Source organism: Sinomonas atrocyanea (genome assembly GCF_030811715.1).
GTDB classification, from domain to species: Bacteria; Actinomycetota; Actinomycetes; order Actinomycetales; family Micrococcaceae; genus Sinomonas; species Sinomonas atrocyanea_A.
The window spans coordinates 1-25,961 of the sequence record NZ_JAUSRH010000007.1; the positions used below are offsets into that span (position 1 = coordinate 1).

At 70.7% G+C, this 25,961-nt stretch carries 23 protein-coding genes; 18 read left to right on the forward strand and 5 right to left on the reverse strand.

What is annotated here, in order from left to right; all coding sequences use genetic code 11:
- Positions 1 to 164: 164 nt before the first annotated feature.
- On the reverse strand, positions 165 to 920 hold the full coding sequence (locus J2W21_RS11835; RefSeq protein ID WP_307114707.1) for an IclR family transcriptional regulator: 756 nt from the start codon (positions 918 to 920) through the stop codon (positions 165 to 167).
- 213 nt (positions 921 to 1,133) lie between these two features.
- Here J2W21_RS11835 and J2W21_RS11840 point away from each other — a divergent pair, with 213 nt between their 5' ends.
- From J2W21_RS11840 to J2W21_RS11855, 4 genes are all read left to right on the forward strand, one after another.
- Positions 1,134 to 2,516, forward strand: coding sequence for an NAD-dependent malic enzyme (locus J2W21_RS11840; RefSeq protein WP_307114708.1), 1,383 nt, complete (start codon positions 1,134 to 1,136; stop codon positions 2,514 to 2,516).
- 64 nt (positions 2,517 to 2,580) lie between these two features.
- On the forward strand, positions 2,581 to 4,179 hold the full coding sequence (aceB, locus tag J2W21_RS11845) for a malate synthase A (RefSeq protein WP_307114709.1): 1,599 nt from the start codon (positions 2,581 to 2,583) through the stop codon (positions 4,177 to 4,179).
- On the forward strand, positions 4,179 to 5,543 hold the full coding sequence (locus tag J2W21_RS11850) for a DUF6986 family protein (protein WP_307114710.1): 1,365 nt from the start codon (positions 4,179 to 4,181) through the stop codon (positions 5,541 to 5,543). Before aceB ends, J2W21_RS11850 begins: the two co-directional genes overlap by 1 nt.
- Before the next feature lie 16 nt (positions 5,544 to 5,559).
- On the forward strand, positions 5,560 to 6,372 hold the full coding sequence (locus J2W21_RS11855; protein ID WP_307114711.1) for a bifunctional allantoicase/(S)-ureidoglycine aminohydrolase: 813 nt from the start codon (positions 5,560 to 5,562) through the stop codon (positions 6,370 to 6,372).
- A 181-nt stretch (positions 6,373 to 6,553) separates the two neighbouring features.
- Here the strand turns inward: J2W21_RS11855 and J2W21_RS11860 are convergent, their stop codons facing one another.
- Positions 6,554 to 6,859 (reverse strand): hypothetical protein, encoded by a 306-nt coding sequence (locus J2W21_RS11860; protein WP_307114712.1) that lies wholly within the window; start codon positions 6,857 to 6,859, stop codon positions 6,554 to 6,556.
- A 169-nt stretch (positions 6,860 to 7,028) separates the two neighbouring features.
- On the opposite strand from J2W21_RS11860, the gene J2W21_RS11865 reads away from it, so the two are divergent.
- The 13 genes from J2W21_RS11865 to purM all read left to right on the forward strand — a co-directional run bounded on the left by J2W21_RS11865 (position 7,029) and on the right by purM (position 21,081).
- The gene (locus J2W21_RS11865) at positions 7,029 to 7,820 is read left to right on the forward strand and encodes a hydroxypyruvate isomerase family protein (protein ID WP_307114713.1); all 792 of its coding nucleotides are present in this window, start codon (positions 7,029 to 7,031) and stop codon (positions 7,818 to 7,820) included.
- A complete protein-coding gene (locus J2W21_RS11870) occupies positions 7,817 to 8,743 on the forward strand; it encodes a 2-hydroxy-3-oxopropionate reductase (RefSeq protein WP_373423106.1) in 927 nt (308 codons plus the stop codon). The genes J2W21_RS11865 and J2W21_RS11870 overlap by 4 nt, the downstream gene beginning before the upstream one ends.
- A 140-nt stretch (positions 8,744 to 8,883) precedes the next feature.
- Entirely contained in the window at positions 8,884 to 10,671 is a 1,788-nt protein-coding gene (gcl, locus tag J2W21_RS11875) for a glyoxylate carboligase (protein ID WP_307114715.1), read from the forward strand.
- A 29-nt stretch (positions 10,672 to 10,700) separates the two neighbouring features.
- Entirely contained in the window at positions 10,701 to 11,846 is a 1,146-nt protein-coding gene (locus J2W21_RS11880) for a glycerate kinase (RefSeq protein ID WP_307114716.1), read from the forward strand.
- Positions 11,843 to 13,186 (forward strand): allantoinase AllB, encoded by a 1,344-nt coding sequence (gene allB / locus J2W21_RS11885; RefSeq protein ID WP_307114717.1) that lies wholly within the window; start codon positions 11,843 to 11,845, stop codon positions 13,184 to 13,186. The genes J2W21_RS11880 and allB overlap by 4 nt, the downstream gene beginning before the upstream one ends.
- A gap of 32 nt (positions 13,187 to 13,218) precedes the next feature.
- Positions 13,219 to 13,692, forward strand: a complete 474-nt coding sequence (gene bcp / locus J2W21_RS11890) for a thioredoxin-dependent thiol peroxidase (RefSeq protein WP_307114718.1) — start codon at positions 13,219 to 13,221, stop codon at positions 13,690 to 13,692.
- Positions 13,693 to 14,195: 503 nt separating this feature from the next.
- Entirely contained in the window at positions 14,196 to 14,780 is a 585-nt protein-coding gene (uraD, locus tag J2W21_RS11895; RefSeq protein ID WP_307114719.1) for a 2-oxo-4-hydroxy-4-carboxy-5-ureidoimidazoline decarboxylase, read from the forward strand.
- Positions 14,777 to 15,118: a hydroxyisourate hydrolase gene (gene uraH / locus J2W21_RS11900; protein ID WP_307114720.1), complete on the forward strand. Its 342-nt coding sequence runs from the start codon at positions 14,777 to 14,779 to the stop codon at positions 15,116 to 15,118. The genes uraD and uraH overlap by 4 nt, the downstream gene beginning before the upstream one ends.
- Before the next feature lie 6 nt (positions 15,119 to 15,124).
- Complete coding sequence (gene pucL, locus J2W21_RS11905) at positions 15,125 to 16,045, forward strand: factor-independent urate hydroxylase (protein WP_307114721.1); 921 nt, start codon at positions 15,125 to 15,127, stop codon at positions 16,043 to 16,045.
- A gap of 246 nt (positions 16,046 to 16,291) precedes the next feature.
- Positions 16,292 to 17,785: a nucleobase:cation symporter-2 family protein gene (locus J2W21_RS11910; protein WP_307114722.1), complete on the forward strand. Its 1,494-nt coding sequence runs from the start codon at positions 16,292 to 16,294 to the stop codon at positions 17,783 to 17,785.
- A gap of 105 nt (positions 17,786 to 17,890) precedes the next feature.
- Positions 17,891 to 18,307: a hypothetical protein gene (locus tag J2W21_RS11915; protein ID WP_307114723.1), complete on the forward strand. Its 417-nt coding sequence runs from the start codon at positions 17,891 to 17,893 to the stop codon at positions 18,305 to 18,307.
- A 12-nt stretch (positions 18,308 to 18,319) separates the two neighbouring features.
- Entirely contained in the window at positions 18,320 to 19,912 is a 1,593-nt protein-coding gene (purF, locus tag J2W21_RS11920) for an amidophosphoribosyltransferase (protein WP_307114724.1), read from the forward strand.
- The gene (gene purM / locus J2W21_RS11925; protein WP_307114725.1) at positions 19,909 to 21,081 is read left to right on the forward strand and encodes a phosphoribosylformylglycinamidine cyclo-ligase; all 1,173 of its coding nucleotides are present in this window, start codon (positions 19,909 to 19,911) and stop codon (positions 21,079 to 21,081) included. Before purF ends, purM begins: the two co-directional genes overlap by 4 nt.
- Before the next feature lie 217 nt (positions 21,082 to 21,298).
- Here purM and J2W21_RS11930 read toward each other — a convergent pair whose 3' ends face one another.
- Together J2W21_RS11930 and J2W21_RS11935 are read right to left on the reverse strand one after the other, a co-directional pair.
- Positions 21,299 to 22,264, reverse strand: a complete 966-nt coding sequence (locus J2W21_RS11930) for an NAD-dependent protein deacetylase (RefSeq protein WP_307114726.1) — start codon at positions 22,262 to 22,264, stop codon at positions 21,299 to 21,301.
- Entirely contained in the window at positions 22,233 to 22,463 is a 231-nt protein-coding gene (locus J2W21_RS11935) for a DUF3073 domain-containing protein (RefSeq protein ID WP_066500221.1), read from the reverse strand. The genes J2W21_RS11930 and J2W21_RS11935 overlap by 32 nt, the downstream gene beginning before the upstream one ends.
- 175 nt (positions 22,464 to 22,638) lie before the next feature.
- Between J2W21_RS11935 and J2W21_RS11940 the strand changes: the two genes are divergently transcribed.
- The gene (locus J2W21_RS11940; protein ID WP_307114727.1) at positions 22,639 to 23,250 is read left to right on the forward strand and encodes a septum formation family protein; all 612 of its coding nucleotides are present in this window, start codon (positions 22,639 to 22,641) and stop codon (positions 23,248 to 23,250) included.
- Between the two features lie 49 nt (positions 23,251 to 23,299).
- Here J2W21_RS11940 and clpB read toward each other — a convergent pair whose 3' ends face one another.
- On the reverse strand, positions 23,300 to 25,936 hold the full coding sequence (gene clpB, locus J2W21_RS11945) for an ATP-dependent chaperone ClpB (RefSeq protein ID WP_307114728.1): 2,637 nt from the start codon (positions 25,934 to 25,936) through the stop codon (positions 23,300 to 23,302).
- Positions 25,937 to 25,961: the final 25 nt, after the last annotated feature.

Below are 25,961 nucleotides of genomic sequence, written 5' to 3' on the forward strand. Positions count from 1 at the left end.
CCCATTTGGCTTAATATTTTTTTTTTATTTGGTATTCCTCGTGGCACCCATCAGGCGGGTACAGGGTTTGGGGCAAACACCCCCCCGCGGGGGGGGGGCCCCCCCCGGGCCCCACCCCCGCTTCGGGTGGGGTTCAGCTCGGGCGCCCGGAGGGGCGCGCCGGCTCAGGTCCGGTTGAGCTCGGCCGAAATGCTCGCGGCCGCCTCGCGCAGGAGAGGCACGGCACGCTCGCCGAACGACTCGTCGACGCGGGACACCGGGCCCGACACGGAGATGGCCGTGGGCGTCGGGGCGTTCGGGACGGCCATCGAGAAGCAGCGGACGCCGATCTCCTGCTCCTGCTCGTCGATCGCGTACCCGCGCGCGCGGATCTTGTCGAGGTCGGACAGCAACGACTCGATGTCGCCGAGGCTGTAGGCGGTGGGCGTCGGCATCCCCTGGCGCGCCACGATCGAGCGGACCTGGTCGTCCTCGAGCTGGGCGAGGATGGCCTTTCCGACCCCGGTGTCGTGCGTGTGGGCGCGCCGGCCCACCTCGGTGAACATGCGCATCGCATGGGGCGACGGGACCTGGGCGACGTAGATGACCATGTCGGAGTCGAGGACCGCCATGTTGGCGGTCTCCCCGAGCCGCTCCACGAGCATGGCCAGCTGCGGCGCCGCCAGGGCCCCGAGCTGCTTGTTGGCCCCCTCGCCGAGGCGGATCAGCCGCGGGCCGAGCGCATAGCGGCGGTTGGGCAGCTGGCGCACGTAGCCGAGGCTGACAAGCGTGCGCAGGAGCCGGTGGATCGTGGGCAGCGGCAGCTCCGTCGAGGACGAGAGCTCGCTGAGGGTGACATCGCCGCCCGCATCCGTGATGAGCTCGAGGAGCTCGAAGACCCGCTCGACCGACTGGACGCCGCCGGACGCCTTCTCTGCCATGGTTCCCTCCTGGGTGCCGCCGGACTGTTCCGGCAAAAATTATCCGCATCCCGGAAACTTGCGGCATTTCCACGATACCCCACCGGGGACACGCCGACTAGGCGGTCTTGACCTCCGGGCTCGGTACTTGTTTTTCCAAGATACAGAGAATAATATCCGTAGTACGGAAAAAGAGCCACTGAGGCGGATGCCTCCCGATCCAAGGACGATTCAATGGCGAGTCCCAGCCCCGGCAACTCCATCACCCTGCGCGTCGACGCTCCCAGCCGCATCAGCATCACGAGCGAGCTCGCGGCTGCCGTCGCGGCGGCGGGTGCGCCCGTCACTGCCCTGGACATCAGCGAGTCCCACCACGACCAGCTCGTCGTCGACATCACGTGCAACACCACCTCGGAGCAGCACGCGGAGCAGGTCGCGGCGGCGCTCGAGGCCCTCGAGGGCGTGGCCGTCCGCAAGGTCTCGGACCGCACCTTCCTCATGCACCTCGGCGGCAAGCTCGAGGTCGTCCCGAAGGTTCCCCTCCGCAACCGCGACGACCTCTCGCGCGCCTACACGCCCGGCGTCGCCCGCGTGTGCCGCGCGATCGCGGAGAACCCCGACGACGCCCGCCGCCTCACCATCAAGCGCAACACCGTCGCGGTGGTCACCGACGGCACCGCCGTGCTCGGCCTCGGCGACATCGGCCCCGCGGCGGCCCTGCCGGTCATGGAGGGCAAGGCCGCGCTCTTCAAGCAGTTCGCCAACGTCGACGCCTGGCCCGTCTGCCTCGACACCAAGGACACCGAGGAGATCATCCGGATCGTCAAGGCCCTCGCCCCCGTGTACGGCGGCGTGAACCTCGAGGACATCGCGGCGCCGCGCTGCTTCGAGATCGAGGCCCGCCTCCGCGAGGAACTCGACATCCCGGTCTTCCACGACGACCAGCACGGCACCGCGATCGTCACGCTCGCCGCCCTCGTGAACGCCCTCAAGATCGTCCAGAAGAAGATCGAGGACGTCCGCATCGTCGTCTCCGGCGTCGGCGCCGCGGGCAACGCGATCATCCAGCTCCTCCAGGCGCAGGGCGCGCGCAACATCATCGCGTGCGACCGCAAGGGCGCCATCCACCGCGGCCAGCAGCACACCGATGCGCACCGCATCTGGATCGCGGAGAACACGAACCCGGAGGCCTTCTCCGGCACGCTCGTCGAGGCCCTCAAGGGCTCGGACGTGTTCATCGGCGTCTCTGCGCCGAACCTGTTCGGCCCCGAGGCGGTCGCTACCATGGCCGACCAGGCGATCGTCTTCGCGATGGCCAACCCGGACCCGGAGACCGACCCCATCGCCGCGGCGGACCACGCCGCCGTCGTCGCCACCGGCCGCAGCGACTTCCCGAACCAGATCAACAACGTGCTCGCGTTCCCGGGAGTCTTCCGCGGCCTGCTCGACGCTGGCGTGGCGGACATCACCCCTGAGATGCTGGTGGCCGCGGCCCAGGCCATCGCGGCCCGCGTCTCCGACGAGGAGCTCAACGCGAGCTTCATCATCCCGAGCGTGTTCGATCCGCACGTCGCCCAGGACGTCGCCGCCGCCATCGTCGCGGCCGTGCAGGCATAGTTCCCCAGCAGCAGAACAACCAGGCCCCAGGGAGAAACCCGGACACCGGGAGAAGGAGGATGGCATGGCCATCACTGTGACCGACCACGCGCCCATCGCGCGCGCCGACGAGATCCTCACGGAGGAGGCCCTCGCCTTCGTCGAGGAGCTCCACCGGCGCTTCGCCGCCGAGCGCAACGCCCGCCTCGAGGCCCGCAAGGCCCGCCGTGCAGAGGCCGCGAGCACCGGCAGGCTCGACTTCCTGCCCGAGACCGCCGAGATCCGTGCCGGCGACTGGAAGGTCGCCGAGGCCCCCGCGGCGCTGCAGGACCGCCGCGTCGAGATGACCGGCCCGGCGAGCCCTGCCAAGATGGCGATCAACGCCCTCAACTCCGGCGCCAAGGTCTGGCTGGCGGACATGGAGGACGCTTCGAGCCCGCTGTGGGCCAACGTGGTCGACTCCGTCCTCAACCTGCGGGACGCCGCCAACGGCTCCCTCTCCTACACCTCCCCCGAGGGCAAGGAGTACCGCCTGCGCACCGATGCGCCGCTCGCCGTCGTCGTGACCCGCCCGCGCGGCTGGCACATGGAGGAGCGCCACGTGCTGGTCGACGGCGCGCCGGCCGTCGGCGCGCTGGTGGACTTCGGCCTGCACTTCTTCCACGTGGCGAAGGCCCTCATCGCCTCCGGCCGCGGTCCGTACTACTACCTGCCGAAGATGGAGAGCCACCTCGAGGCGCGCCTGTGGAACGACGTCTTCGTCTTCGCCCAGGACTACCTCGGCATCCCGCAGGGCACCATCCGCGCCACCGTGCTGATCGAGACGATCCCGGCCGCCTTCGAGATGGACGAGATCCTCTACGAGCTCCGCGACCATGCCTCGGGCCTGAACGCCGGCCGCTGGGACTACCTGTTCAGCATCATCAAGTTCTTCCGCGACGCCGGCGAGAAGTTCACCCTCCCGGACCGCGCCTCCGTGGTCATGACCGCACCGTTCATGCGCGCCTACACGGAGCTCCTCGTGCAGACCTGCCACAAGCGCGGCGCATTCGCGATGGGCGGCATGGCGGCGTTCATCCCGAACCGCAAGGAGCCGGACATCACGGCCGCGGCGATCGAGAAGGTGCGCGCGGACAAGACCCGTGAGGCCACCGACGGCTTCGACGGCTCGTGGGTGGCCCACCCGGACCTCGTCCCGACCTGCCGCGAGGTGTTCGACTCCGTCCTCGGCGACAAGCCGAACCAGGTGGACCGCCAGCGCCCCGAGGTCTCGGTGACCGCGGAGCAGCTCCTGGACGTCTCCTCCGCCGCGGGCGAGGCCACCGAGGCCGGCCTGCACCTCAACCTCTACGTCGCAGTGGCCTACACCGCGGTGTGGCTCTCGGGCAACGGCGCCGTGGCGATCCACAACCTCATGGAGGACGCGGCCACGGCCGAGATCTCCCGCTCCCAGGTGTGGCAGCAGATCCACAACAAGGTGGTCCTGGCCGACACGGGCAACACCGTGACCCGCGAGCTCGTCGAGCAGATCCTCGGCGAGGAGACCGAGCGGCTGCGCGGCGAGGTGGACCCGAAGATGTTCGCGAAGTTCTACGAGCCGGCGAGCCGCCTCATCGCGGACATCTGCCTGTCCGAGGACTACACGGACTTCCTCACGACCCCTGCCTACGAGCTGGTGGGCTGATGAGCGAGCCCCGCGCGGATCTGGGCCAGACGGCCCGAGTGCTCGACGACGCCGACCTCGCCCGCATCGACGCCAGCCTCGCCGACACGGACCGGCTGCTCCACGAGGGCTACCCCGGTGACTCGGGCACCCGCCAGCCCGTCCACACGGTGTACGTGCCCGCGGACCGCGTCTCCCCGCAGCTCGCTGCGGAGTGGGGTGCCGCCGCGCTCGCCGCCGCGGACGAGGCCGGCGGGCTCGAGGCCCTCGCCCGCCGCGTGGGGCTCGCCCCCGACCTCGCAGCCGAGGTCGCATCCCGGGTCGACGCCAAGCTGCGCACCGAGCCCATCGAGGACCTCCGCATCGACTTCGAGGACGGCTACCTCGCCCCCGCGAGGGCCGCGAAGGCCGGCGGCGACGCCAACGCGACGGAGGACGCCGAGGCGGTCCGGGCGGCGGACGGCGTCGCCGGCGCGCTGGAGGCGGCTGCCCGCGGCACGGGAAGCGCGACGCCGTTCGTCGGCATCCGCTTCAAGTGCTTCGAGGAGCCCACGCGCCGGCGCGGCCTTCGGACGCTCGAGCTGTTCGTGGGCCGCCTCGTGGAGCGGCTCGGATCCGAGGGCCTCCCGGAGGGCCTCATCCTGACCCTGCCCAAGGTGACCACGGTCGACCAGGTCAAGGCGATGGTGTTCGCCCTCGAGCGGCTCGAGTCCTCCCTCGGGCTCCCCCAGGGGCGCCTCGGCTTCGAGGTCCAGGTCGAGACGCCGCAGCTGATCATCGGCCCGGACGGCTCGCACCCGGTCGCCCAGCTGCCGCACCTCGCGGACCAGCGCATCACGGCCCTGCACTACGGCACCTACGACTACTCGGCATCACTGCAGATCGCCGCCGCATACCAGTCGATGGAGCACCCGGCCGCCGACTTCGCCAAGGAGGTCATGCAGCTCGCCGTCGCGGGAACGGGGATCCGCCTCTCCGACGGCTCGACCAACATCCTCCCGCTCGGCGACGCCGACCAGCGTCTGGCGGCCTGGCAGCTGCACGCGCGGCTCGTCCGCCGCTCCCTCGAGCGCGGCTACTACCAGGGCTGGGACCTCCACGCCCACCAGCTGCCCACGCGGTACATCGCCACGTACGCGTTCTACCGCGAGGGGCTCGACGCCGCCACGACCCGCCTGCGCAACTACGTGCAGCAGACCACCGGCGCCGTCCTCGACGAGCCCGCCACGGCCCGCGCCCTCGCGGCCTTCGTGCTCCGCGGCGTCCAGTGCGGGGCGGTCGGCGCCGACGAGGTGCACGCCTCGACGGGCCTGGGCGAGCTCGAGCTCACGCACCTGGCGCATCCACGGCTGGCCGACACGCATCCGGCCGCCGCCCCGAACTGACCCAAGGAAGGGACACATGGGCAAGTACTACTACCCCGAGGGCGGCCTGCCGCCCCAGACGCACCTGACCACCGAGCGCGCCATCGTCACCGAGGCGTACACGGTCATCCCGAAGGGCGTCCTGACGGACATCGTCACGAGCAACCTCCCAGGGTTCACCAACACCCGTTCGTGGATCATCGCCCGGCCCATCTCGGGCTTCGCCACGACCTTCTCGCAGCTGATCGTTGAGATCGGCCCGGGTGGCGGCGCCCCCAAGGCCGAGTTCGAGGCCGGCGTCGAAGGCGTCGTGTTCGTCGTCAAGGGCACCGTGAACCTCACCCTGGGCGGGGAGGTCCACGAGCTCGGCGAGGGCGGGTACGCCTATCTGGCCGCCGGCGACGAGTGGGGCCTGGAGAACGTCTCGGAGGACATCGTCTCGTTCCATTGGATCCGCAAGGCCTACGAGCGGCTCGAGGGCTACGAGGCCAAGAGCTTCGTCACCTCGGACGCCGAGGTCGCTCCGCGCGAGATGCCGGACGTGGACGGCGTCTGGAAGACGACCCGCTTCGTCGACCCTGACGACCTCGCGCACGACATGCACGTGAACATCGTGACGTTCCAGCCGGGCGGGGTCATCCCGTTCCCGGAGACCCATGTCATGGAGCACGGCCTCTACGTCCTGTCGGGCAAGGCCATGTACCTGCTCAACAACGACTGGGTCGAGGTCGAGGCCGGCGACTTCATGTGGCTGCGCGCCTTCTGCCCCCAGGCCTGCTACGCCGGCGGCCCGGGCGAGTTCCGCTACCTCCTCTACAAGGACGTCAACCGCCAGGTGAAGCTCACCTGAGGACGTCCTCCGATCGCACGACGGCGGCACTCGCCGCCCGTGCCCCTTGAGCACGACGGCGCTGGTCGGCCTGGCACTGAGTCGGCCGGCGCCGTCGTATCCACTCCCGGGCCCCCGGATGCCTCGAGCATTTGGGGGCCCGGTGATGCGTTAACGGGCATCGCCCGTCTGGGTGGATCGGTCAGCCGCCCCGGCCGGAGCCCTCGACGACCTCGGAGGCGCCATCGTCGACAATGGCCGCCCGCTCGTCGTCGTCCTGGGGCGCGTCGTCCTGGTTCTGCGGCCGCCAGCTCAGATGCACGCAGGCGCCGCCCTCCTCCGCCTCGATGCGCATCACGATGTCCTGTCCGATCAGGTGCTGGTGATCCAAGTAGCTGCGATCGGCCTGCGCGGACTCGAGCAGCCGCTTGAGCGCGACCGCCATCGCGCGTCCCCAGTCGTGCGGATCCTTGCTCGACGCGTGCTCCATTGCTCTGTACGTGACCATGTCCCCATCTTTCCCTGACGGGGCCGCTGTTAACCAGAGACCGAAGACTCATCCCCATCTGGTATCCAAAAGAGTTGACCGCGGTCACATCCGAGCCCTACACTTTCATTCAGAGAGAATTTATTTCCACTATCTGAAATCGAGTGGATCGATCGAGAGGGACCCGACGATGACCTACACGGTGAACTGCTCCATCCTGCTGACCGAGCTGCCCCTGCTCGAGCGCCCCGCGGCCGCGAAGGCCGCAGGCTTCGACGCCGTGGAGTTCTGGTGGCCGTTCAGCGAGGCCGTCCCGGCGGACAAGGACGTCGACGCCTTCATCGCCGCGCTCGACAACGCGGGCGTGGCGCTCTCCGGGCTGAACTTCTTCGCCGGCGACATGCCCGCCGGGGACCGCGGCCTCGTGTCGTGGAAGGGCCGCTGCGGCGAGTTCAAGGACAACATCGACGTGGTGGTCGGCATCGCCGAGCGCACCGGCACCAAGGCGTTCAACGCGCTCTACGGCAACCGCCTCGAGGGCTTCACCCCCGAGGAGCAGGACGAGCTCGGCCTGAAGAACCTCGTCGCGGCCGCCCAGGGCGTCGCCAAGATCGGCGGCACGGTCCTCCTCGAGCCCGTCTCCGGCACCCCGGCCTACCCGCTCAAGACGGCGGCGGACGCCCTCGCGGTGATCGCCAAGACCCAGGACGCCGGCGTGGACAACGTCAAGCTCCTCGCCGACTTCTACCACCTGGCGGTCAACGGCGACGACGTCGCCGCGGTGATCGAGGAGCACGCGAAGGACTTCGGCCACATCCAGATCGCCGACAACCCCGGCCGCGGCGCCCCCGGCACCGGCGCCCTCCCGCTCGGCGAGTGGATCAGCCGGTCCCGCGAGCTCGGCTACACCGGCTACATCGGCCTCGAGTACAAGGCGCCCCAGGCCGAGGCCTTCAAGTGGGCCATCCGCCCCGTCGCCTGACCGGCCGCCAACCACCACCTCCCAGAGACTTCAAGGAGAACAGCATGAGCAACGTCGCAGTCATCGGCCTCGGCATCATGGGCCTCCCCATGGCCGTCAACCTCGTCAAGGCCGGCCACTCCGTCACCGGCTACAACCGCAGCGAGGACAAGGTCAACAAGCTTGCCGCCGAGGGCGGCAAGGGGGCCAAGAGCATCGCAGAGGCCGTCAAGGACGCCGAGGTCATCATCACGATGGTCCCGGACTCCCCCGACGTCGAGGGCGTCGTCTCCGGCCCCGACGGCGTCTTCGCGAACGCGCCGAAGGGCGCGCTCTGGATCGACGCGTCCTCGATCCGCCCCGACGTCTCGGCGCGCCTGGCCGCCGAGGCCCGCGAGGCAGGCATCCGCCCCCTCGATGCCCCCGTCTCGGGCGGCGAGCAGGGCGCGATCGACGCCGTGCTGTCCATCATGGTCGGCGGCGAGAAGGCTGACTTCGACGCCGCCCTCCCGATCCTCGAGGCCGTCGGCAGGACCATCGTCCACGTCGGCCCCTCCGGCTCCGGCCAGACCGTCAAGGCCGCGAACCAGCTCATCGTCGCCGTGAACATCCAGGCCCTCGCCGAGGCCGTCGTGTTCCTCGAGGCCTACGGCGTGGACACCGACGCCGCGCTGAAGGTCCTCGGCGGCGGCCTGGCCGGCTCGAAGGTCCTGGACCAGAAGGGCCAGAAGATGCTCGACCGCAACTTCGACCCCGGCTTCCGCCTGGCCCTCCACAACAAGGACCTCGGCATCGTCACCTCCGCGGCCCGCGAGGCCGGGGTCGTGGTGCCGCTCGGCGCGGCGGTCGCCCAGCTCGTCTCGGCCCTCGTGGCCCGCGGCGACGGCGGCCTCGACCACTCGGGCCTCTTCAAGCTCACTGCCGAGCTTTCCGGCAAGAGCTGACCCACGACGGCGACCACTCGCCGTCGTCCGCGCGGCACGCCAGCGGCGCGTACCCACAGACAGCCGGCCCCGGGCGCGCAACCTCGGGGCCGGCCCCATTCCCGCCTCTTCCACCCACTTCACCACCAAGGAGCTCCGACATGGCAAAGATGCGCACTGTCGACGCGATCGTGGCCATCCTCGAGAAGGAGGGCGCCACCGAGGCCTTCGGCCTGCCCGGCGCCGCGATCAACCCCCTCTACTCGGCCATGAAGGCCCACGGCGGAATCCGCCACACCCTGGCGCGCCACGTCGAGGGCGCCTCGCACATGGCGGACGGCTACTCCCGGGCCAAGGCCGGCAACATCGGCGTGTGCCTGGGCACCTCGGGCCCCGCCGGCACGGACATGATCACGGGCCTCTACGCCGCGCAGGCCGACTCGATCCCCATGCTGTGCTTCACGGGCCAGGCTCCCGTGGCCAAGCTGCACAAGGAGGACTTCCAGGCCGTGGACATCGAGTCCATCGCCAAGCCCCTGACGAAGATGGCCATGACCATCCTCGAGCCCGGCCAGGTCCCCGGCGCCGTGCAGAAGGCGTTCCAGCTCATGCGCACGGGGCGCCCCGGCCCCGTGCTCCTGGACCTGCCGTTCGACGTGCAGATGGCCCAGATCGAGTTCGACATCGACGCCTACGAGCCCCTCGCGGTCCAGAAGCCGCGTGCCACGCGCCGGCAGGCCGAGAAGGCGCTCGACATGCTCACCGCGGCCCAGAAGCCGCTCATCGTGGCCGGCGGCGGCATCATCAACGCCGACGCCGCCCCGCAGCTCGTCGAGCTCGCCGAGACCCTCAACGTGCCGGTGGTGCCCACGCTCATGGGCTGGGGCGCGATCCCGGACGACCACCGCCTCATGGCGGGCATGGTGGGCCTGCAGACCTCGCACAAGTACGGCAACGCGACGTTCCTCGAGTCCGACTTCGTGATCGGCATCGGCAACCGCTGGGCCAACCGCCACACCGGCTCGGTGGAGAAGTACACGGCGGGCCGCACGTTCGTGCACGTGGACATCGAGCCCACCCAGATCGGGCGCGTGTTCTCCCCCGACTTCGGCATCGTCTCCGACGCGGGTGCCTTCCTCGAGGAGATCCTCGAGGTGGCCCGCGAGCGCAAGGCCGCTGGCACGCTGCCGGACTACAGCGCCTGGGCCGCCGCGTCGCAGGACAAGCGCGGCCGGATGCAGCGCAAGACCCACTTCGACAACGTGCCGATGAAGCCGTTCCGCGTCTACGAGGAGATGAACAAGGCCTTCGGCCCGGACACGACCTACGTGACCACGATCGGCCTCTCCCAGATCGCCGGCGCCCAGATGCTGCACGTGTTCGGGGCCCGCAAGTGGATCAACGCCGGCCAGGCCGGTCCGCTGGGCTGGACGGGCCCTGCCGCCCTCGGCGTGGTGCGCGGCAAGCCCGGCGAGACCGTGGTGGCCCTCTCGGGCGACTACGACTTCCAGTTCATGATCGAGGAGCTCGCCGTCGGCGCGCAGTTCCAGCTGCCGTACATCCACGTCGTGGTGAACAACTCCTACCTGGGCCTCATCCGCCAGTCCCAGCGCGGCTTCGAGATGGACTACCACGTCTCGCTCGCGTTCGAGAACATCAACTCCGAGGGCGAGGGCACCGCGGCCGGCTACGGCGTGGACCACGTCAAGGTGGCGGAGGGCCTGGGCTGCAAGGCCATCCGGGTCGAGCACCCGGACGACCTCGGCCCGGCGTTCGAGAAGGCCCGCGCCCTCATGGCCGAGTACAAGGTCCCCGTGGTGGTCGAGGCGATCCTCGAGCGCGTGACCAACATCGCCATGGGCACCGAGCTGGACAACGTGGTGGAGTTCGAGGACCTCGCCGAGCGGCACGAGGACGCCCCGACCGCCATCGTGGCCCTGCTGGACTGAGCGGACGCGGAAGGCACGGAGCAGAACCGATGAAGATCGTCCTCGCCCCCGACAAGTTCAAGGGCTCCCTGACCGCCCCCGAGGTGGCCGAGGCGCTCGCGGAGGGCCTCCGCGCGGTGCTCCCGGAGGCCGAGCTCGTCCTGGTCCCCGTGGCCGACGGCGGCGAGGGCACCGTGACGGCGGCGCTCGGCGCGGGCTTCACCCCGCGCCGGGCGGCCGTGGCCGGCCCCACCGGGGCCACCCTCACGGCGGAGTTCGCCGTGTCCGGCACCCGCGCCGTCATCGAGATGGCCGCCGCGTCCGGCCTCGACGTCCTCCCGGGCGGCGTCAAGGACGCCCGCGGCGCGACCAGCCTCGGCACCGGCCAGCTCATCCGCGCCGCCCTCGATGCCGGCTGCCGGGACATCGTCCTGGGCGTCGGCGGCAGCGCCTGCACCGACGGCGGGGCGGGCATGCTCGCCGGCCTCGGCGCGCGCTTCACGGACGACGCCGGCGCGGACCTCCCGCTCGGCGGCGCGGCGCTCGCGCGGGTCGCCGCTGCGGACCTGTCGGACCTCGACACCCGGCTGGACCTGGCGCACCTGACCCTCGCGGCCGACGTCGACAATCCCCTCACCGGCCCCCGCGGCGCCGCCGCGGTGTTCGGCCCCCAGAAGGGGGCCTCGCCGTCGGACGTCGAGGAGCTCGACGCTGCCCTCGAGAGGTTCGCCGCCGTCCTCGGTGCTGCGATGGGGCCGGCGGCCGCGGCCGCCAAGGACCAGCCCGGGGCGGGCGCCGCCGGCGGCGTCGGCTACGCGGCCCTGGCCCTGGGCGCGACACGGCGCCGCGGGATCGACGTCGTCGTCGAGTTCACGGGACTGCGCGAGAAGCTCGCCGGCGCCGACCTCGTCGTCACCGGCGAGGGCAGCCTCGACATCCAGAGCCTCTCCGGGAAGGCGCCGGTGGGCGTCGCGGCCGAGGCCCGGGCGCTCGGCGTCCCGGTGGTGGCGGTGTGCGGGCGCAGCCAGCTCGCGGACCCCGGCGCAGCCGGCTTCGACGCCGTGCACGCGCTCACGGACCTCGAGCCGGACGTCGAGGCGTGCATCCGCGGGGCGCGCAGCCTCGTGCGGCAGGTCGGGATCGACCTGGCCGCGTCTATCGTTGGAGACAAGAGCGGAAGGGAACCTGTGCGGTGACTGATATCGAATACGACCTCGTGGTCCGCGGGCAGCGGGTCCTCACGGACGAGGGCATCCACCCCCGCGAGGTGGGGATCTCCGACGGGCGGATCCTCGCCGTCGAGCCGCTCGGAGCCGGGCTGTCCGGCCGGGAGGTCATCGAGCTGGCCGAGGACGAGACCCTCATCCCCGGCCTCGTCGACTCCCACGTGCACGTCAACGAGCCCGGCCGGACCGAGTGGGAGGGCTTCGCCTCCGCCACCAAGGCCGCGGCGGCCGGCGGCGTCACGACCATTATCGACATGCCGCTGAACTCGATCCCGCCCACCGTCAGCGTGGACGCGCTCAACGTCAAGCGCCGCTCGGCCGAGACGCAGTCGTTCGTGGACGTGGGTTTCTGGGGCGGGGCGATCCCGGGCAACACGGGGGACCTGCGCCCGCTGCACGAGGAGGGTGTGTTCGGCTTCAAGTGCTTCCTCCTCCACTCAGGCGTGGACGAGTTCCCCCACCTGGAGATCGACGAGCTCGAGAAGGACCTCGCGGAGATCGCCGCGTTCGACGGCCTCATGATCGTCCATGCCGAGGACTCCCAGGCGATCGACCACGCCCCCTCCGCCGAGGGCGCCGTCTACGAGCGCTTCCTCCACTCCCGCCCGCGCGGCGCCGAGAACGTCGCGATCGCCGAGGTCATCGAGCGCGCGCGCTGGACCAGGGCGCGGGCCCACATCCTGCACCTCTCGTCCTCGGACGCGCTCGCCATGATCGCCAGTGCCAAGCGCGACGGCGTCAAGCTCACCGTGGAGACGTGCCCGCACTACCTGACGCTGCTGGCGGAGGAGATCCCCGACGGCGCGACCGCCTTCAAGTGCTGCCCGCCGATCCGCGAGGCCTCCAACCGGGAGCTGCTGTGGAAGGGCCTTCAGGACGGCGTCATCGACTGCATCGTCTCGGACCACTCCCCCTCCACCGTGGACCTCAAGGACCCCGAGCACGGCGACTTCGGCGTGGCGTGGGGCGGGGTCGCCTCGCTCCAGCTCGGGCTGCCGCTCATCTGGAGCGAGGCGCGGCAGCGGGGCATCCCGCTCGAGCGCGTGGTCGAGTGGATGGGGCGCAGGCCGGCCGAGCTCGCCCGGCTGCAGCGCAAGGGCCACCTCGCACCGGGCTACGACGCGGACCTGGCGGTGTTCGCCGCTGAGGAGACGTTCGTCGTCGACGCGGAGAAGCTGCACCACAAGAACCACATCACGCCGTACCAGGGCAAGTCCCTCTCCGGCGTGGTCCGGCGTACGTTCGTGCGCGGCACCGAGGTGGACTTCAGCGAGCCCAAGGGCCAGCTGCTCCGCCGCGGCTCCGCGTGAGACGCTCCGCCGATCTGCCAACAGGAGGAACCATGACAGCACCGACGAAGCTCAGCGCGGGGCAGCAGGCCCCCGCGTTCACCCTGCCCGACGCCACCGGCACGCCCGTCTCGCTCGAGGACTACCGCGGCGGACGCGTCGTCGTGTACTTCTACCCCAAGGCGGCCACCCCCGGGTGCACCACCGAGGCGTGCGACTTCCGCGACAGCCTGGACGCGCTGAACGCCGGCGGGGTCAAGGTCATCGGCGTCTCGCCCGACCCGGTCGAGGACATCGCGAAGTTCGCCGAGGACTACTCGCTCACCTTCCCGCTCCTTGCGGACGACGGCGCGTCCGTCGCCCGGGCGTGGGGCGCCTGGGGCGAGAAGATCGTCAACGGCGAGGTCCGCGAGGGCATCCTCCGGTCCACGGCTGTGGTGTCGCCCGAGGGCGAGATCGAGTCCGTCGACTACAACGTGCAGGCCGACGGCCACGTGGCCGCGCTGCGCACCAGGCTCGGGCTCTGACCCGCTGAGCCCCGCGAGGGCCCCGGACCAGCCACGGCAGGTCCGGGGCCCTTCCGCATCCCTTTCCCGCTCCTCCCCCGCCGACGTCACCCCGTGGACCGCCGGCGTCACCCCGTGGGACCGCCACGTCACCCCGCAGGGCCGGGACGTATCTGCCAGTGTGCGGTTGATGCGGGTTCCTGCGCTCAGCACCCGCGTCAGCCACACACTCGTGGCGGTCTGGTCGCCGATTCCGCGGACGACGACGAGGGGCCGCCTCGTGCTGTCCGGTCCGGCAATCCCCCGTCGTCGTCCTAACACCCGACCTCGCGCACCCACGGCCCGACCTCGCGCACCCACGGGATGACTTCGCGCACCCACGGGGTGACCTCGCGGGTCTCCGGCCCTGTGGCAGAATCCCTGTATCCCAGATCACGCGGACGTGTTGACAGTCACATCATCCATAGGCGAGAATAATTGCACATGCTGAAATAACAGTTCCACGATGCGGAACCCAGAAACCGATGTTCCGTATAGCCGTCACCGTGGATGCCAGCATTGAGCAGTTGAGGACCCGACAAGCCATGTTGCTTGAACAGTTCAATGCCGCCCCCGCCTCCGAGGCACGAGAGCTCTTGAAGCCCTGTCTCGACATCGACCGCTGGGTCGAGGAGATCACCGAAGCGCGCCCGTTCGCGGGCGTCGGGGAGCTCCTGGCAGCAGCGCGCCGCGCGGCGGACCCCTTCACCCCCGAGGAGCTGGAGGGCGCACTGTCCCACCACCCCCGCATCGGGGAGAAGGCGTCCGGCGCGTCGGCCGAGGCGTCGATGTCGCGCAGCGAGCAGGCCGGCGTCGACCCCGGCGACCGAGCCGTCGCCACCGCCCTGGCCGAGGGGAACCGGGCCTACGAGGAGAAGTTCGGCCGGGTCTTCCTGATCCGCGCCGCCGGCCGCAGCGCCGAAGAGATGCTCTCCGCCCTCCAGGAGCGCCTGGGCCACACGCCCGAGCAGGAGGCGCCCATCGTCGCCGAGCAGCTCCGCGAGATCGCGGTGCTGCGCCTGCAGCAGAGCGTGCAGGAGAGCGCGTCCCGAGAGGAGCTGAGCGCGTGAGCGTCTCACATGTGACCACCCACATTCTGGATACCGCTGCCGGGAAGCCGGCCGCAGGTGTCGCCGTCGAACTCTACGCCCGCGACGGCGAGGCATGGTCCCAGATTGGAGCGGGCACCACCGATGCTGACGGGCGGGTGAAAGAGCTTGGCCCCGAGCGGCTGGACAGCGGAGACTACCGCCTCCAGTTCGCCACGGGAGCCTACTTCGCCGGCATCGGGCAGGACACCTTCTTCCCAGAGGTATCGCTGACCTTCACGGTCAACGCGGCCGAGGCGCACTACCACGTGCCGCTTCTGCTGAGTCCTTTCGCCTTTTCCACGTACCGAGGGAGCTAAGTACCCATGAGCAACGAGAACACCAAGATCGTCCTGGGCAAGAACCAGTACGGCAAGGCCGAGGTCCGCGTCGTCAAGATCACCCGCGACACCGACCGCCACGAGATCGAGGACCTCAACGTGACCTCGCAGCTGCGCGGCGACTTCGACGCCGCGCACTTCGACGGCGACAACGGGCACGTCGTCCCGACGGACACCCAGAAGAACACCGTCTACGGCTTCGCCCGTGACGGCGTCGGCTCCCCCGAGCAGTTCCTCATCCGCCTCGCCAACCACTTCACCGGCGAGTTCGAGTGGGTCACCGGCGGCCGCTGGGAGGCCGAGCAGTACGCGTGGGAGCGCATCATCGCGGCCGGCGAGGGCCACGACCACTCGTTCGTCCGCAAGGGCCAGGAAGTCCGCAACGCGGTCGTCGTGAAGGACGGTGACGCCATCCAGGTGATCTCCGGCCTGAACGACCTCACGGTCCTCAAGTCCACCCAGTCCGGCTTCGTGGGCTACCCGAAGGACCGCTTCACCACGCTCGCGGAGACCACGGAGCGCATCCTCGCCACCGACGTCTCGGCCCGGTGGCGGTACAACCCGGAGGCAGTCGCCAACGGCTCGGTGGACTTCAACAAGTCCTACGACGACGTCAAGGCCCTCCTGCTCGAGGGCTTCACCGAGGGCTACTCGTACGCCCTCCAGCAGACGCTCTTCCAGATGGCCCAGAAGGTCCTGGACGCGCACGCCGAGATCGAGGAGATCCGCTTCTCGACCCCGAACAAGCACCACTTCCTCGTCGACCTGACACCGTTCGGCCTGGACAACCCCAACGAGGTCTTCTACGCGGCAGACCGCCCGTACGGCCTCATCGAGGCCAACTTCCAGCGCGAGTCCATCTCGCCGGACAACGACGCCTGGGACGGCATCACCGGCTTCTGCTGAGCCGGCGCCACCACCGTTTAGGCGCCCGCCCTCCCACCCCACGGAGGGAGGCACGACGGCGGTGAACTCCGGCCGCCGTCGTCCTCCCTCCGACTCGCCTCACCCCGAGGCGGGACCGTCCCCTCCGGGGGGCCCAGACCGCCGCGGGCGGCCCCGCACTCCCTGGGCCGGCCGCCCGCGGCACACCACACCCCACCCCAAGAGAAGTTGCGCACTCGGAATATCCAGCTGACAAGGAGGTCCGCTATGTCCCGAAATCAAGCGCCCGCACCCGGCCATCAGAGCGCCGAGGCGGCACGCCCGGAAGATCAGAAGCTGCCCATCGGCACCGCGTTTGCCTACGGCTTCCAGCACGTCCTGACGATGTACGGCGGCATCATCGCCCCGCCGCTCATCATCGGCTCCGCCGCGGGCCTGAAGGGTCCTGACCTCGCCCTCCTGATCACGGCCTGCCTCTTCATCGGCGGCCTCGCGACCCTCCTGCAGACGCTCGGGATCAAGTGGTTCGGCTCCCAGCTGCCGCTCGTCCAGGGGACCTCGTTCGCCTCGGTCGCCACCCTGCTCGCCATCGTCAGCGGAGGCGGCGGACTCCCCGCGGTCTTCGGCTCGGTCATGGCCGCCTCGGTGATCGGCCTCATCGTCGCGCCGTTCTTCGCCCAGATCATCCACTTCTTCCCGCCAGTGGTCACCGGCGTGGTCATCACCACCATCGGCCTCTCGCTCGTCCCGGTCGCGGCCGGCTGGGCCCTCGGCGGCAACGCCAAGGCCCCGGACTACGGCAGCATGGCGAACATCGGCCTCATGGCCCTCACGCTCGTGATCATCATGGTCCTGAGCAAGCTCGGCAGCGGCATGATCTCGCGCCTGTCGATCCTGCTCGCGATTGTCATCGGCACTGTCATCGCCGCCTTCCTCGGCAAGGCCGACTTCTCCCAGGTCGCCAACGGCCCGATCTTCGCCTTCCCGGACCCCTTCCACTTCGGCCTCCCCACCTTCCCGCCGGCCGGGATCATCTCGATGGTCATCGTCGTCCTCGTCATCCTCACGGAGACGACGGCGGACATCCTCGCCGTCGCCGAGGTCACCGGGGCGAAGGTCGACTCCAAGCGCATCGCCAACGGCCTCCGCGCCGACATGCTCTCCTCGGCCGTGTCCCCGATCTTCAACGGCTTCACGCAGAGCGCGTTCGCCCAGAACGTCGGCCTCGTGGCCGTGACGGGCATCAAGAGCCGCTTCGCGGTGGCCGCCGGCGGCGGCGTCCTCATGGTCCTCGGCCTCCTGCCGGTGCTCGGCCGCGTCGTCGCGGCGATCCCGATGCCCGTCCTCGGCGGCGCCGGCGTCGTCCTGTTCGGCACCGTGGCGGCCTCCGGCATCCGGACGCTGTCGAAGGTCGACTACAAGGACAACATGAACCTGATCATCGTGGCGACGTCGATCGGCTTCGGCCTCATCCCGGTGGTCAGCCCCACGTTCTACGCGAGCTTCCCCTCCTGGTTCCAGGTCATCTTCGACTCGGGCATCTCCTCCGCGGCGATCATGGCCGTCCTGCTGAACATCATCTTCAACGTGATCAAGCGCGGCACCCCGCACGATCCGTCGGTGTTCGCGGCCGCCCCGACCCGCATGATCCCGATCCAGGTCCTCGACTGCCTCCAGGAGGGCGACCGCTGCGAGAACGGCAAAGTCCTCGACAAGGACGGCAACGAGCTGCCCGTGAAGGAGACCAACGGGGCCCACTGACCCCGGCCGCAGGCTCGCACACCCTGCCCGCGCCGCCCCGTCACCGCCATCCGCCGGTGACGGGGCGGCGTCGTGCGTGGGGCCGGCGGCGGATAGGCTTGTCCCATGCCCTCCCAGCGCCAGATCAGCGTCCGCCGCGCCCCCAAGTATGTGCCGTTCCTCGTGGCCGGCGGCCTGCTCGGCGTCATCGCCGCGGCGGTCACGTCCTTCGCGGAGCCCGCGCCGCAGAACTACACGCAGGGCTCGGTGTTCGGCTACTTCATGGTCCTCTTCGCCGCCGGCGGGGTGCTCCTCGGCGGCCTCGTGGCCCTCGTGCTCGACCGCGTCTCGCTGCGCCGGTCCGAGCGCGCCACCGTCGAGGAGGTCGAGGAGCCGGCGGCGCCCGCCTCGGCGCCCGCGGCGGAGGGTGACCCGGCGCACGACGGCGGCCACTCGCCGTCGTCCGCGGACTCGCCGGCCGCGCCGGGCGCGTCATCCACGGACGAGGAAGGTCCCGAGGCCGGTCCGGCCCCGGCTCCGTGAGACAATCGACCAGTGGTACGTGGTGACGGACTCCTCTCGCTCGACTTAGACACAAACGACAAAGGTCCCAAGGACGCCTGTGGCGTCTTCGGGGTGTGGGCCCCTGGCGAAGAAGTCGCCAAGCTCACCTACTACGGGCTGTACGCGCTCCAGCACCGCGGGCAGGAATCCGCGGGCATCGCGACGAGCGACGGCACCCGGATCAACGTGTACAAGGACATGGGCCTCGTCTCCCAGGTCTTCGACGAGTCCACGCTCAACACGCTCACGGGCCACCTCGCCGTCGGCCACTGCCGCTACTCGACGACCGGCGCGAGCCACTGGGCCAACGCCCAGCCCACGCTCGGCGCGACCGCGAACGGCACCGTGGCCCTCGCCCACAACGGCAACCTGACCAACACGGCGGACCTCCGCGACATGCTCGAGGAGCTCACCGGCGGCGAGCTCACCGGCGAGATGAAGCAGGGCAACACCTCGGACACGGCCCTCGTCACCGCGCTCCTGCAGGGCCAGAAGGGCCAGACCCTCGAGCAGACGGCGGTCGAGCTGCTGCCGAAGATCCGCGGCGGCTTCTGCTTCGTGTTCATGGACGAGGGCACCCTCTACGCCGCCCGCGACACCTACGGCGTCCGCCCGCTGTGCCTGGGCCGGCTCGAGCGCGGCTGGGTGGTCGCCTCCGAGCAGTCCGCCCTGGCGACCGTCGGCGCGAGCTTCATCCGCGAGATCGAGCCCGGCGAGTTCATCGCCATCGACGAGAAGGGCGTCCGCTCCCAGCGCTTCGGCGCGGCCACGCCCGCCGGCTGCGTCTTCGAGTACGTCTACCTCGCCCGCCCGGACGCCTCGATCGCAGGCCGCTCGGTCTACGAGTCCCGCGTCGAGATGGGTCGCCAGCTCGCGCGCGAGAACACGCACGAGGCGGACATCGTGATCCCGGTCCCCGAGTCGGGCACCCCGGCCGCGGTCGGGTACGCCGAGGAGTCCGGCATCCCGTTCGCGCACGGGTTCGTCAAGAACTCCTACGTGGGCCGCACGTTCATCCAGCCGTCCCAGACGCTGCGCCAGCTCGGCATCCGGCTCAAGCTCAACGCGCTCGAGTCCGTGATCCGGGGCAAGCGCGTGGTCGTGGTGGACGACTCGATCGTGCGCGGCAACACCCAGCGGGCGATCGTGCGCATGCTGCGCGAGGCCGGGGCCAAGGAGGTCCACATCAAGATCTCGTCCCCGCCGGTGAAGTGGCCGTGCTTCTACGGGATCGACTTCGCCTCGCGCGCCGAGCTCATCGCCAACGGCGCCACCATCGAGGAGATCGCCCAGGCCATCGGTGCAGACTCCCTCGGGTACATCTCCGAGGACGGCATGATTGCGGCCACCCAGCAGCCGCGCGAGCGCCTCTGCACGGCCTGCTTCACGGGCACGTACCCGATCGAGCTGCCGAGCGCCGACCGGCTCGGGAAGAACCTCCTCGAGCGCGAGTCCGCCGCGGCCACCGCGGACGGCGCCACCGCCGACCCCGCCGAACGCCCCGGCGCCGCCGGCTGCGATCCGGGCCCCGGATCCGAACTCGAGTCCCTGCTGACCCCGGCCGACAGGAATGAAACCGCATGAGCTCCAGCACCCCTGACCAGTCCCAGCCCGCACCGGGCGCCACCGGCATCACGTATGCTGCCGCCGGTGTCGACGTCGAGGCCGGGGACCGCGCCGTCGAGCTCATGAAGGACGCCGTCAAGGCCACCCACACCGACTCGGTGCTCGGCGGCGTGGGCGGCTTCGCGGGCCTGTTCGACGTCTCGCGGCTGCTCACGTACCGCCGGCCGCTGCTGGCGACCTCGACCGACGGCGTCGGGACCAAGGTCGCGATCGCGCAGGCCATGGACGTGCACGACACGATCGGCTTCGACCTCGTGGGCATGGTCGTGGACGACATCGTGGTGGTCGGCGCCGAGCCGCTGTACATGACCGACTACATCGCGTGCGGCAAGGTCGTCCCCGAACGCATCGCGGACATCGTGCGCGGCATCGCCGCGGCCTGCTCCGTCGCCGGGACTGCCCTCGTCGGCGGCGAGACGGCCGAGCACCCGGGCCTGCTGGGCGAGAACGAGTACGACGTCGCGGGCGCCGCCACCGGCGTCGTCGAGGCGGACGCCCTCCTCGGCCCAGAGCGGGTGCGCGCGGGCGACGTGGTGATCGGCATGGCCTCCTCCGGCATCCACTCGAACGGCTACTCCCTCGTGCGGCGCGTCATCAACCACGCCGGCTGGGCGCTGGACCGGCAGGTCTCCGAGCTCGGCCGCACGCTCGGCGAGGAGCTCCTCGAGCCCACCCGCGTGTACGCCGCGGACTGCCTCGACCTCGTGCGGGAGCTCAACGGCGCGGCCGGCGGGGACGACCTCGCGCTGCGCGGCTTCTCCCACGTGACCGGCGGCGGCCTGGCCGCCAACCTCGCCCGGGTGCTGCCGAAGGGCCTCCTCGCGACCGTGGACCGCTCCACCTGGGAGCTCCCGGCCATCTTCAAGCTCGTGGCCGAGCTCGGGGGCGTGCCCCAGGCCGACCTCGAGCGGACGCTGAACCTCGGCGTCGGCATGGTCGCGATCGTCGCGCCCGAGGCCGCCGACTCCGCCCTGGCGCGCCTGGCGGAGCGCGGGCTCCCCTCGTGGGTCATGGGCCGGGTCTCGGACGACGACGCGTCCCTCGCCCAGGCCGGCGACCCCGACTACGTCCAGGGCGCCAAGGGCGTGGACGGCGGCGCGGTGCGCCTCGTCAACGCCTACGCCTGACCCTCCCCTCCCCCCCCCGTTTCGGGTACGCATCTCGTCGCGGTTCTGGCGTTTCGGGTACGAAGGCTCGTACCCGAAACGCCGTTTTGCCGACGAGATGCGTACCCGAAACCGTAAGGGGTGGGCCCGCGGTCAGGCTGCGGGGGCGGGCCTGCGGCGCGTCAGACTGCGGGGGTGGGCCCGCGGCGCGTCAGTGGGCGGGGGTGGGCCCGCGGCGTCAGAGGGCGCCGCTGAGTTCCTCGAGGGCCTCGCCGATGTCGGCGCGCCAGCGCCACGCAGCCCGGGAGTCCCCACGCGAGGGACCCTGGTTGACGATCCCGACCGGCTTGTGGTCGCGGGCGGCGTCGAGCACGAACCGGAACCCGCTCATGACGGCCAGGGACGAGCCCAGCACCAGGAGGCCGCGCGCGGCGGCGAGCATCGCCGTCGCCCGGTCCTTGCGCTCCACCGGCACGCCCTCGCCGAAGTACACGACGTCCGGCTTGAGCATGTCAGAGCCGCAGACGAGGCAGGGGACCATGACGAAGCGCGCGACCCACCGGGCATCGAGCTCGACATCGCCGTCCGGGTTGACCGTGGCGGGATCGTGCGCGACGGCCTCGGCGTAGCCAGGATTGGCCTGGGCGAGCCGCTCGTCGAGGTTGGTCCGGCCTTCGAGGTTGCCGCAGTTGAGGCACACGACCCGGTCCAGATCGCCGTGGAGCGTCACGAGGTGCTGCGTCCCGGCTGCCGCGTGCAGCCCGTCCACGTTCTGGGTGACGATCCCGGCCACGTGCCCGGACGCTTCGAGCCCGGCGAGGAGCCGGTGGGCCCGGTTCGGCTCCGCCCGGTTCAGGTGCCGCCAGCCGATGTAGCTGCGCGCCCAGTACCGGTGCCGCGCCGCTGGATCGTGGCGGAACTCCTGGTAGGTCATCGGGCGGTGCTTGCGCCACGAGCCCTGCGGGCCGCGGTAGTCCGGGATGCCCGACGCGGTGGAGACCCCCGCCCCCGTGAGCACGAGCACGTCCCGCCCGCGCAGCATCGCGAGGATCCCCTCACGGGCGACGTCGGTCGGCTGGGGTGCGGCGTTCTCCGTCACCTCGCGCGCTATGGACCGCAGCGCGGCGGCATGCGCTCCGGCGACGGCCGGATGCTCGAAGGGGTTCAGGGCCTCAACCGATCCGGCGAGAGTCCTCGTCCTCATCCTCGTCGGCAAACTGATCCGCGTACTTGTCCTCGTAGTCCGAGTAGTCCGGCTCCGGGTTGTCCGCGTAACGGTGAGACGAGTGGCCGCCCTGCGAGCCGAGTTCCCGCTCGAGAGCTGCGTAGTCAGTGCTGGGACTGTAGTACTTGATGTCCCGAGCCTGCTTGGTTGCCTTAGCCTTTTGACGGCCGCGCCCCATGGCGTGACCCCCTCTTTTGCGTCGTCCCGGAGGTTGTCGCGAAGGCACGTTCGCGAGGCCCCGGAGTGTCTGATCAATTTGTCGTAGGTCTAGACTACAGGCAATTGTGCCGTTCCGCGTATTCGATCGGCGCTGGCCACTGGCCGTGTGAGCTACAAGGAAGCGAGCCCAGTGCATGAGCACGTCCAACGTCCCTGACGCCCCCCGCCGCGAGGATTTCCCGCCCCCTCCCCCACGCCCCGAGCGGTCCCCGCGGACCGCGGCGGTCCCGTCCGTTCCGGCGGGACCGGCAGCGGACGGACCGACCGGAAGGCCGGGCGCGACGAGGCGGCAGGGGCGCCGCGGGCGGAAGCGTCCGCCAGCCTGGATCCTGCTCGCGGCCATCGCGGCCGTGGGCCTCATCATCTGGGGCATCGCGGCGCTCGCGGGGGTCGGCAGGCCCGCCTCGGTCGAGGCGACCGCGTACGCCAAGGGCGACTGCTTCGCCGACTTCGACGCCGCGGCCGGCTCCGGGAACAGGATCCCGTGCACCGAGCCCCACTCGGCGCAGCTGGTAGGCGTCGAGAAGGCGGCCGACGGCGAGGCCTACCCCGGCCGCGACGCCCTCGAGCAGCGGGCCGGGCAGCTGTGCAAGGCCTCCGACGTGAAGCTGCCCCAGGACGTCAGCGCCCTCAAGCAGCGCTCCGCCTACCCGAGCGAGGACGGCTGGAAGTCCGGCGACCACAGGATGGACTGCTACATCGTGAGCACGAATGGCAACACGCTCACCGCGTCCTTCCTTCCCTGATCGCAGGCCTCCCTGGTCGCCGGCCTTCCCAGCTGGGCCGCGCCATCCCCTACTGGACCGCCGGCTCCTTGCGCTTCACGCTCAGCCCGCTCGTGGCACCGGTGAGGTCCTTGAGGTCCACCTCGACGTCGGCCACGTCCACGAGGACCGTGTCGCCGTCGGAGATCTCGCCGGCGAGGATCTCCCGCGCGAGCCGGTCGCCGATCTCGCGCTGCACGAGGCGGCGCAGCGGCCGGGCCCCGTACGCAGGGTCGTAGCCGGTCATCGCGAGCCAGGCGCGGGCTCCGTCGGTCACCTCGAGGGTGAGGCGGCGCTCGGTGAGCCTGGCCTGGAGCGAGTCGACCTGCAGCTCGACGATCCGGGACAGCTCGTCGACCGAGAGCGCATCGAACATGATGACGTCGTCGAGCCGGTTGAGGAACTCCGGCTTGAACGAGGCGTTGACCACACCCATGACGGCCTCGCGCTTGGATCCCTCGCTGAGGTCGGGGTCGACGAGGAACTGGCTGCCGAGGTTCGAGGTGAGCACGAGGATCACGTTGCGGAAGTCCACGGTGCGGCCCTGGCCGTCGGTCAGGCGTCCGTCGTCGAGGACCTGCAGAAGGATGTCGAACACCTCGGGGTGGGCCTTCTCGACCTCGTCGAGGAGGATCACCGAGTAGGGGCGCCGCCGCACGGCCTCCGTGAGCTGGCCGCCCTCCTCGTAGCCGATGTACCCGGGAGGGGCGCCGACGAGCCGCGCGACTGCGTGCTTCTCGGAGTACTCGCTCATGTCGATCCGGACCATGGCGCGCTCGTCGTCGAACAGGAAGTCCGCGAGCGCCTTGGCGAGCTCGGTCTTGCCGACGCCGGTCGGGCCGAGGAACAGGAACGAGCCGGTGGGACGGTTCGGGTCGCTGATGCCGGCCCGCGCGCGGCGCACGGCGTCGGAGACGGCCTGGACGGCCCGGCTCTGGCCGATGAGCCGCTTGCCCAGCTCCTCCTCCATGCGCAGGAGCTTCTGGCTCTCGCCCTGGAGCATGCGGCCGGCGGGGATGCCGGTCCACGCGGAGATGACCTCGGCGATGTCGTCCGCCGTGACCTCCTCGGCGACCATCTTCGCGCTGCCCAGCCCCCCGGCAGCCTCCTCGGCCGAGGCTTCGGAGAGCTCGCGTTCGAACGTGGGGATCTCGCCGTAGAGGATGCGGGAGGCCTCGGCGAGGTCGCCCTCGCGCTGGGCCTTGTCCGCGAGCCCGCGCAGCTCGTCGAGCTTGGCCTTGAGGTCGCCGACCCGGTTCAGGCCGGCCTTCTCCGCCTCCCAGCGCGCGTTGAGCGCGGCGAGCTGTTCCTTCTTGTCCGCCATGTCCTCGCGCAGGGCGGCGAGCCGCTCGACGCTCGCGGCGTCCGTCTCGCCCTCGAGGGCCAGCTCCTCCATGGTGAGGCGGTCGACGGCGCGGCGCAGCTGGTCGATCTCCTCCGGCGCCGAGTCGATCTCCATGCGCAGCCGGGACGCCGCCTCGTCGACGAGGTCGATCGCCTTGTCCGGGAGCTGGCGGCCGGAGATGTAGCGATTGGACAGGGTCGCGGCGGCCACGAGCGCCGAGTCGGCGATGGCCACCTTGTGGTGGGCCTCGTAGCGCTCCTTGAGGCCGCGGAGGATCGCGATGGTGTCGTCCACGCTCGGCTCGCCCACGAACACCTGCTGGAACCTGCGCTCGAGCGCGGCGTCCTTCTCGATGTTCTCGCGGTACTCGTCCAGGGTCGTGGCGCCGATGAGCCGCAGCTCGCCGCGGGCGAGCATGGGCTTGAGCATGTTGCCGGCATCCATCGAGGAGTCGCCGGTGGCACCGGCGCCGACCACGGTGTGGATCTCGTCGATGAAGGTGACGATCTGGCCCTCGGAGGCCTTGATCTCCTCGAGGACGGCCTTGAGGCGCTCCTCGAACTCGCCGCGGTACTTCGCGCCGGCGACCATGGAGCCGAGGTCGAGGGAGATGAGGGTCTTGCCGCGCAGGCTCTCCGGGACATCGCCCGCCACGATGCGCTGGGCGAGGCCCTCGACGACGGCGGTCTTGCCGACGCCGGGCTCGCCGATCAGGACCGGGTTGTTCTTGGTGCGGCGCGAGAGGACCTGGATCACCCGGCGGATCTCGGAGTCGCGTCCGATGACCGGGTCGAGCTTGCCGGAGCGGGCCACGGCCGTGAGATCGGTCCCGTACTTCTCGAGGGCCTGGAAGGTGTTCTCGGGATCGGGCGAGTCCACCTTGCGGTCCCCGCGGACCCCCGGGAGGGCCGCCTTGAGGGACTCGAGCTGGGCGCCGCTGTCCCGCAGCGCCTTGCCGGCGGCACCGCCGTCGGCGGCCAGCCCGAGCAGCAGGTGCTCGGTCGAGACGTAGGTGTCCCCCATCTGCTCGGCCTGCTGCTGGGCGGCCTGGACGACCTGGAGGGCCTGCCGGCTCAGCTGGGCCTGGGCGACCGTGCTGCCGGAGCTCGAGGGGAGCGCCTTGATCGCGGTGCTCGCGGCCACGCTGACGGCGTCCGGATCGGCGCCGGTGGCCCTCAGGAGCGCGACGGCGACCCCCTCGCGCTGGTCCATGAGCGCCTTGAGGAGGTGGGCCGGCTCGACCTGCGGGTTGCCGGCGGTCGAGGCGTTCATCGCCGCCGCGGAGAGCGCCTCCTGGCTCTTGGTGGTGAATTTGACGTCCAAAGCGAGCTCCCTTCCCACAGCTTCC

Excerpts from the sequence above, each read along its gene's own strand:
- J2W21_RS11935 (WP_066500221.1), bottom strand. The coding sequence starts at position 22,463 with ATGGGGCGCGGCCGTCAAAAGGCTAAGGCAACCAAGCAGGCTCGGGAC.
- J2W21_RS11860 (WP_307114712.1), bottom strand. The coding sequence starts at position 6,859 with ATGGTCACGTACAGAGCAATGGAGCACGCGTCGAGCAAGGATCCGCAC.
- J2W21_RS11835 (WP_307114707.1), bottom strand. The coding sequence starts at position 920 with ATGGCAGAGAAGGCGTCCGGCGGCGTCCAGTCGGTCGAGCGGGTCTTC.
- J2W21_RS11930 (WP_307114726.1), bottom strand. The coding sequence starts at position 22,264 with ATGAGGACGAGGACTCTCGCCGGATCGGTTGAGGCCCTGAACCCCTTC.
- J2W21_RS11880 (WP_307114716.1), top strand. The coding sequence starts at position 10,701 with ATGAAGATCGTCCTCGCCCCCGACAAGTTCAAGGGCTCCCTGACCGCC.
- aceB (WP_307114709.1), top strand. The coding sequence starts at position 2,581 with ATGGCCATCACTGTGACCGACCACGCGCCCATCGCGCGCGCCGACGAG.
- J2W21_RS11840 (WP_307114708.1), top strand. The coding sequence starts at position 1,134 with ATGGCGAGTCCCAGCCCCGGCAACTCCATCACCCTGCGCGTCGACGCT.
- J2W21_RS11915 (WP_307114723.1), top strand. The coding sequence starts at position 17,891 with ATGCCCTCCCAGCGCCAGATCAGCGTCCGCCGCGCCCCCAAGTATGTG.
- J2W21_RS11850 (WP_307114710.1), top strand. The coding sequence starts at position 4,179 with ATGAGCGAGCCCCGCGCGGATCTGGGCCAGACGGCCCGAGTGCTCGAC.
- bcp (WP_307114718.1), top strand. The coding sequence starts at position 13,219 with ATGACAGCACCGACGAAGCTCAGCGCGGGGCAGCAGGCCCCCGCGTTC.
- J2W21_RS11865 (WP_307114713.1), top strand. The coding sequence starts at position 7,029 with ATGACCTACACGGTGAACTGCTCCATCCTGCTGACCGAGCTGCCCCTG.
- purM (WP_307114725.1), top strand. The coding sequence starts at position 19,909 with ATGAGCTCCAGCACCCCTGACCAGTCCCAGCCCGCACCGGGCGCCACC.
- J2W21_RS11940 (WP_307114727.1), top strand. The coding sequence starts at position 22,639 with ATGAGCACGTCCAACGTCCCTGACGCCCCCCGCCGCGAGGATTTCCCG.
- J2W21_RS11855 (WP_307114711.1), top strand. The coding sequence starts at position 5,560 with ATGGGCAAGTACTACTACCCCGAGGGCGGCCTGCCGCCCCAGACGCAC.
- uraD (WP_307114719.1), top strand. The coding sequence starts at position 14,196 with ATGTTCCGTATAGCCGTCACCGTGGATGCCAGCATTGAGCAGTTGAGG.
- J2W21_RS11910 (WP_307114722.1), top strand. The coding sequence starts at position 16,292 with ATGTCCCGAAATCAAGCGCCCGCACCCGGCCATCAGAGCGCCGAGGCG.
- gcl (WP_307114715.1), top strand. The coding sequence starts at position 8,884 with ATGGCAAAGATGCGCACTGTCGACGCGATCGTGGCCATCCTCGAGAAG.
- pucL (WP_307114721.1), top strand. The coding sequence starts at position 15,125 with ATGAGCAACGAGAACACCAAGATCGTCCTGGGCAAGAACCAGTACGGC.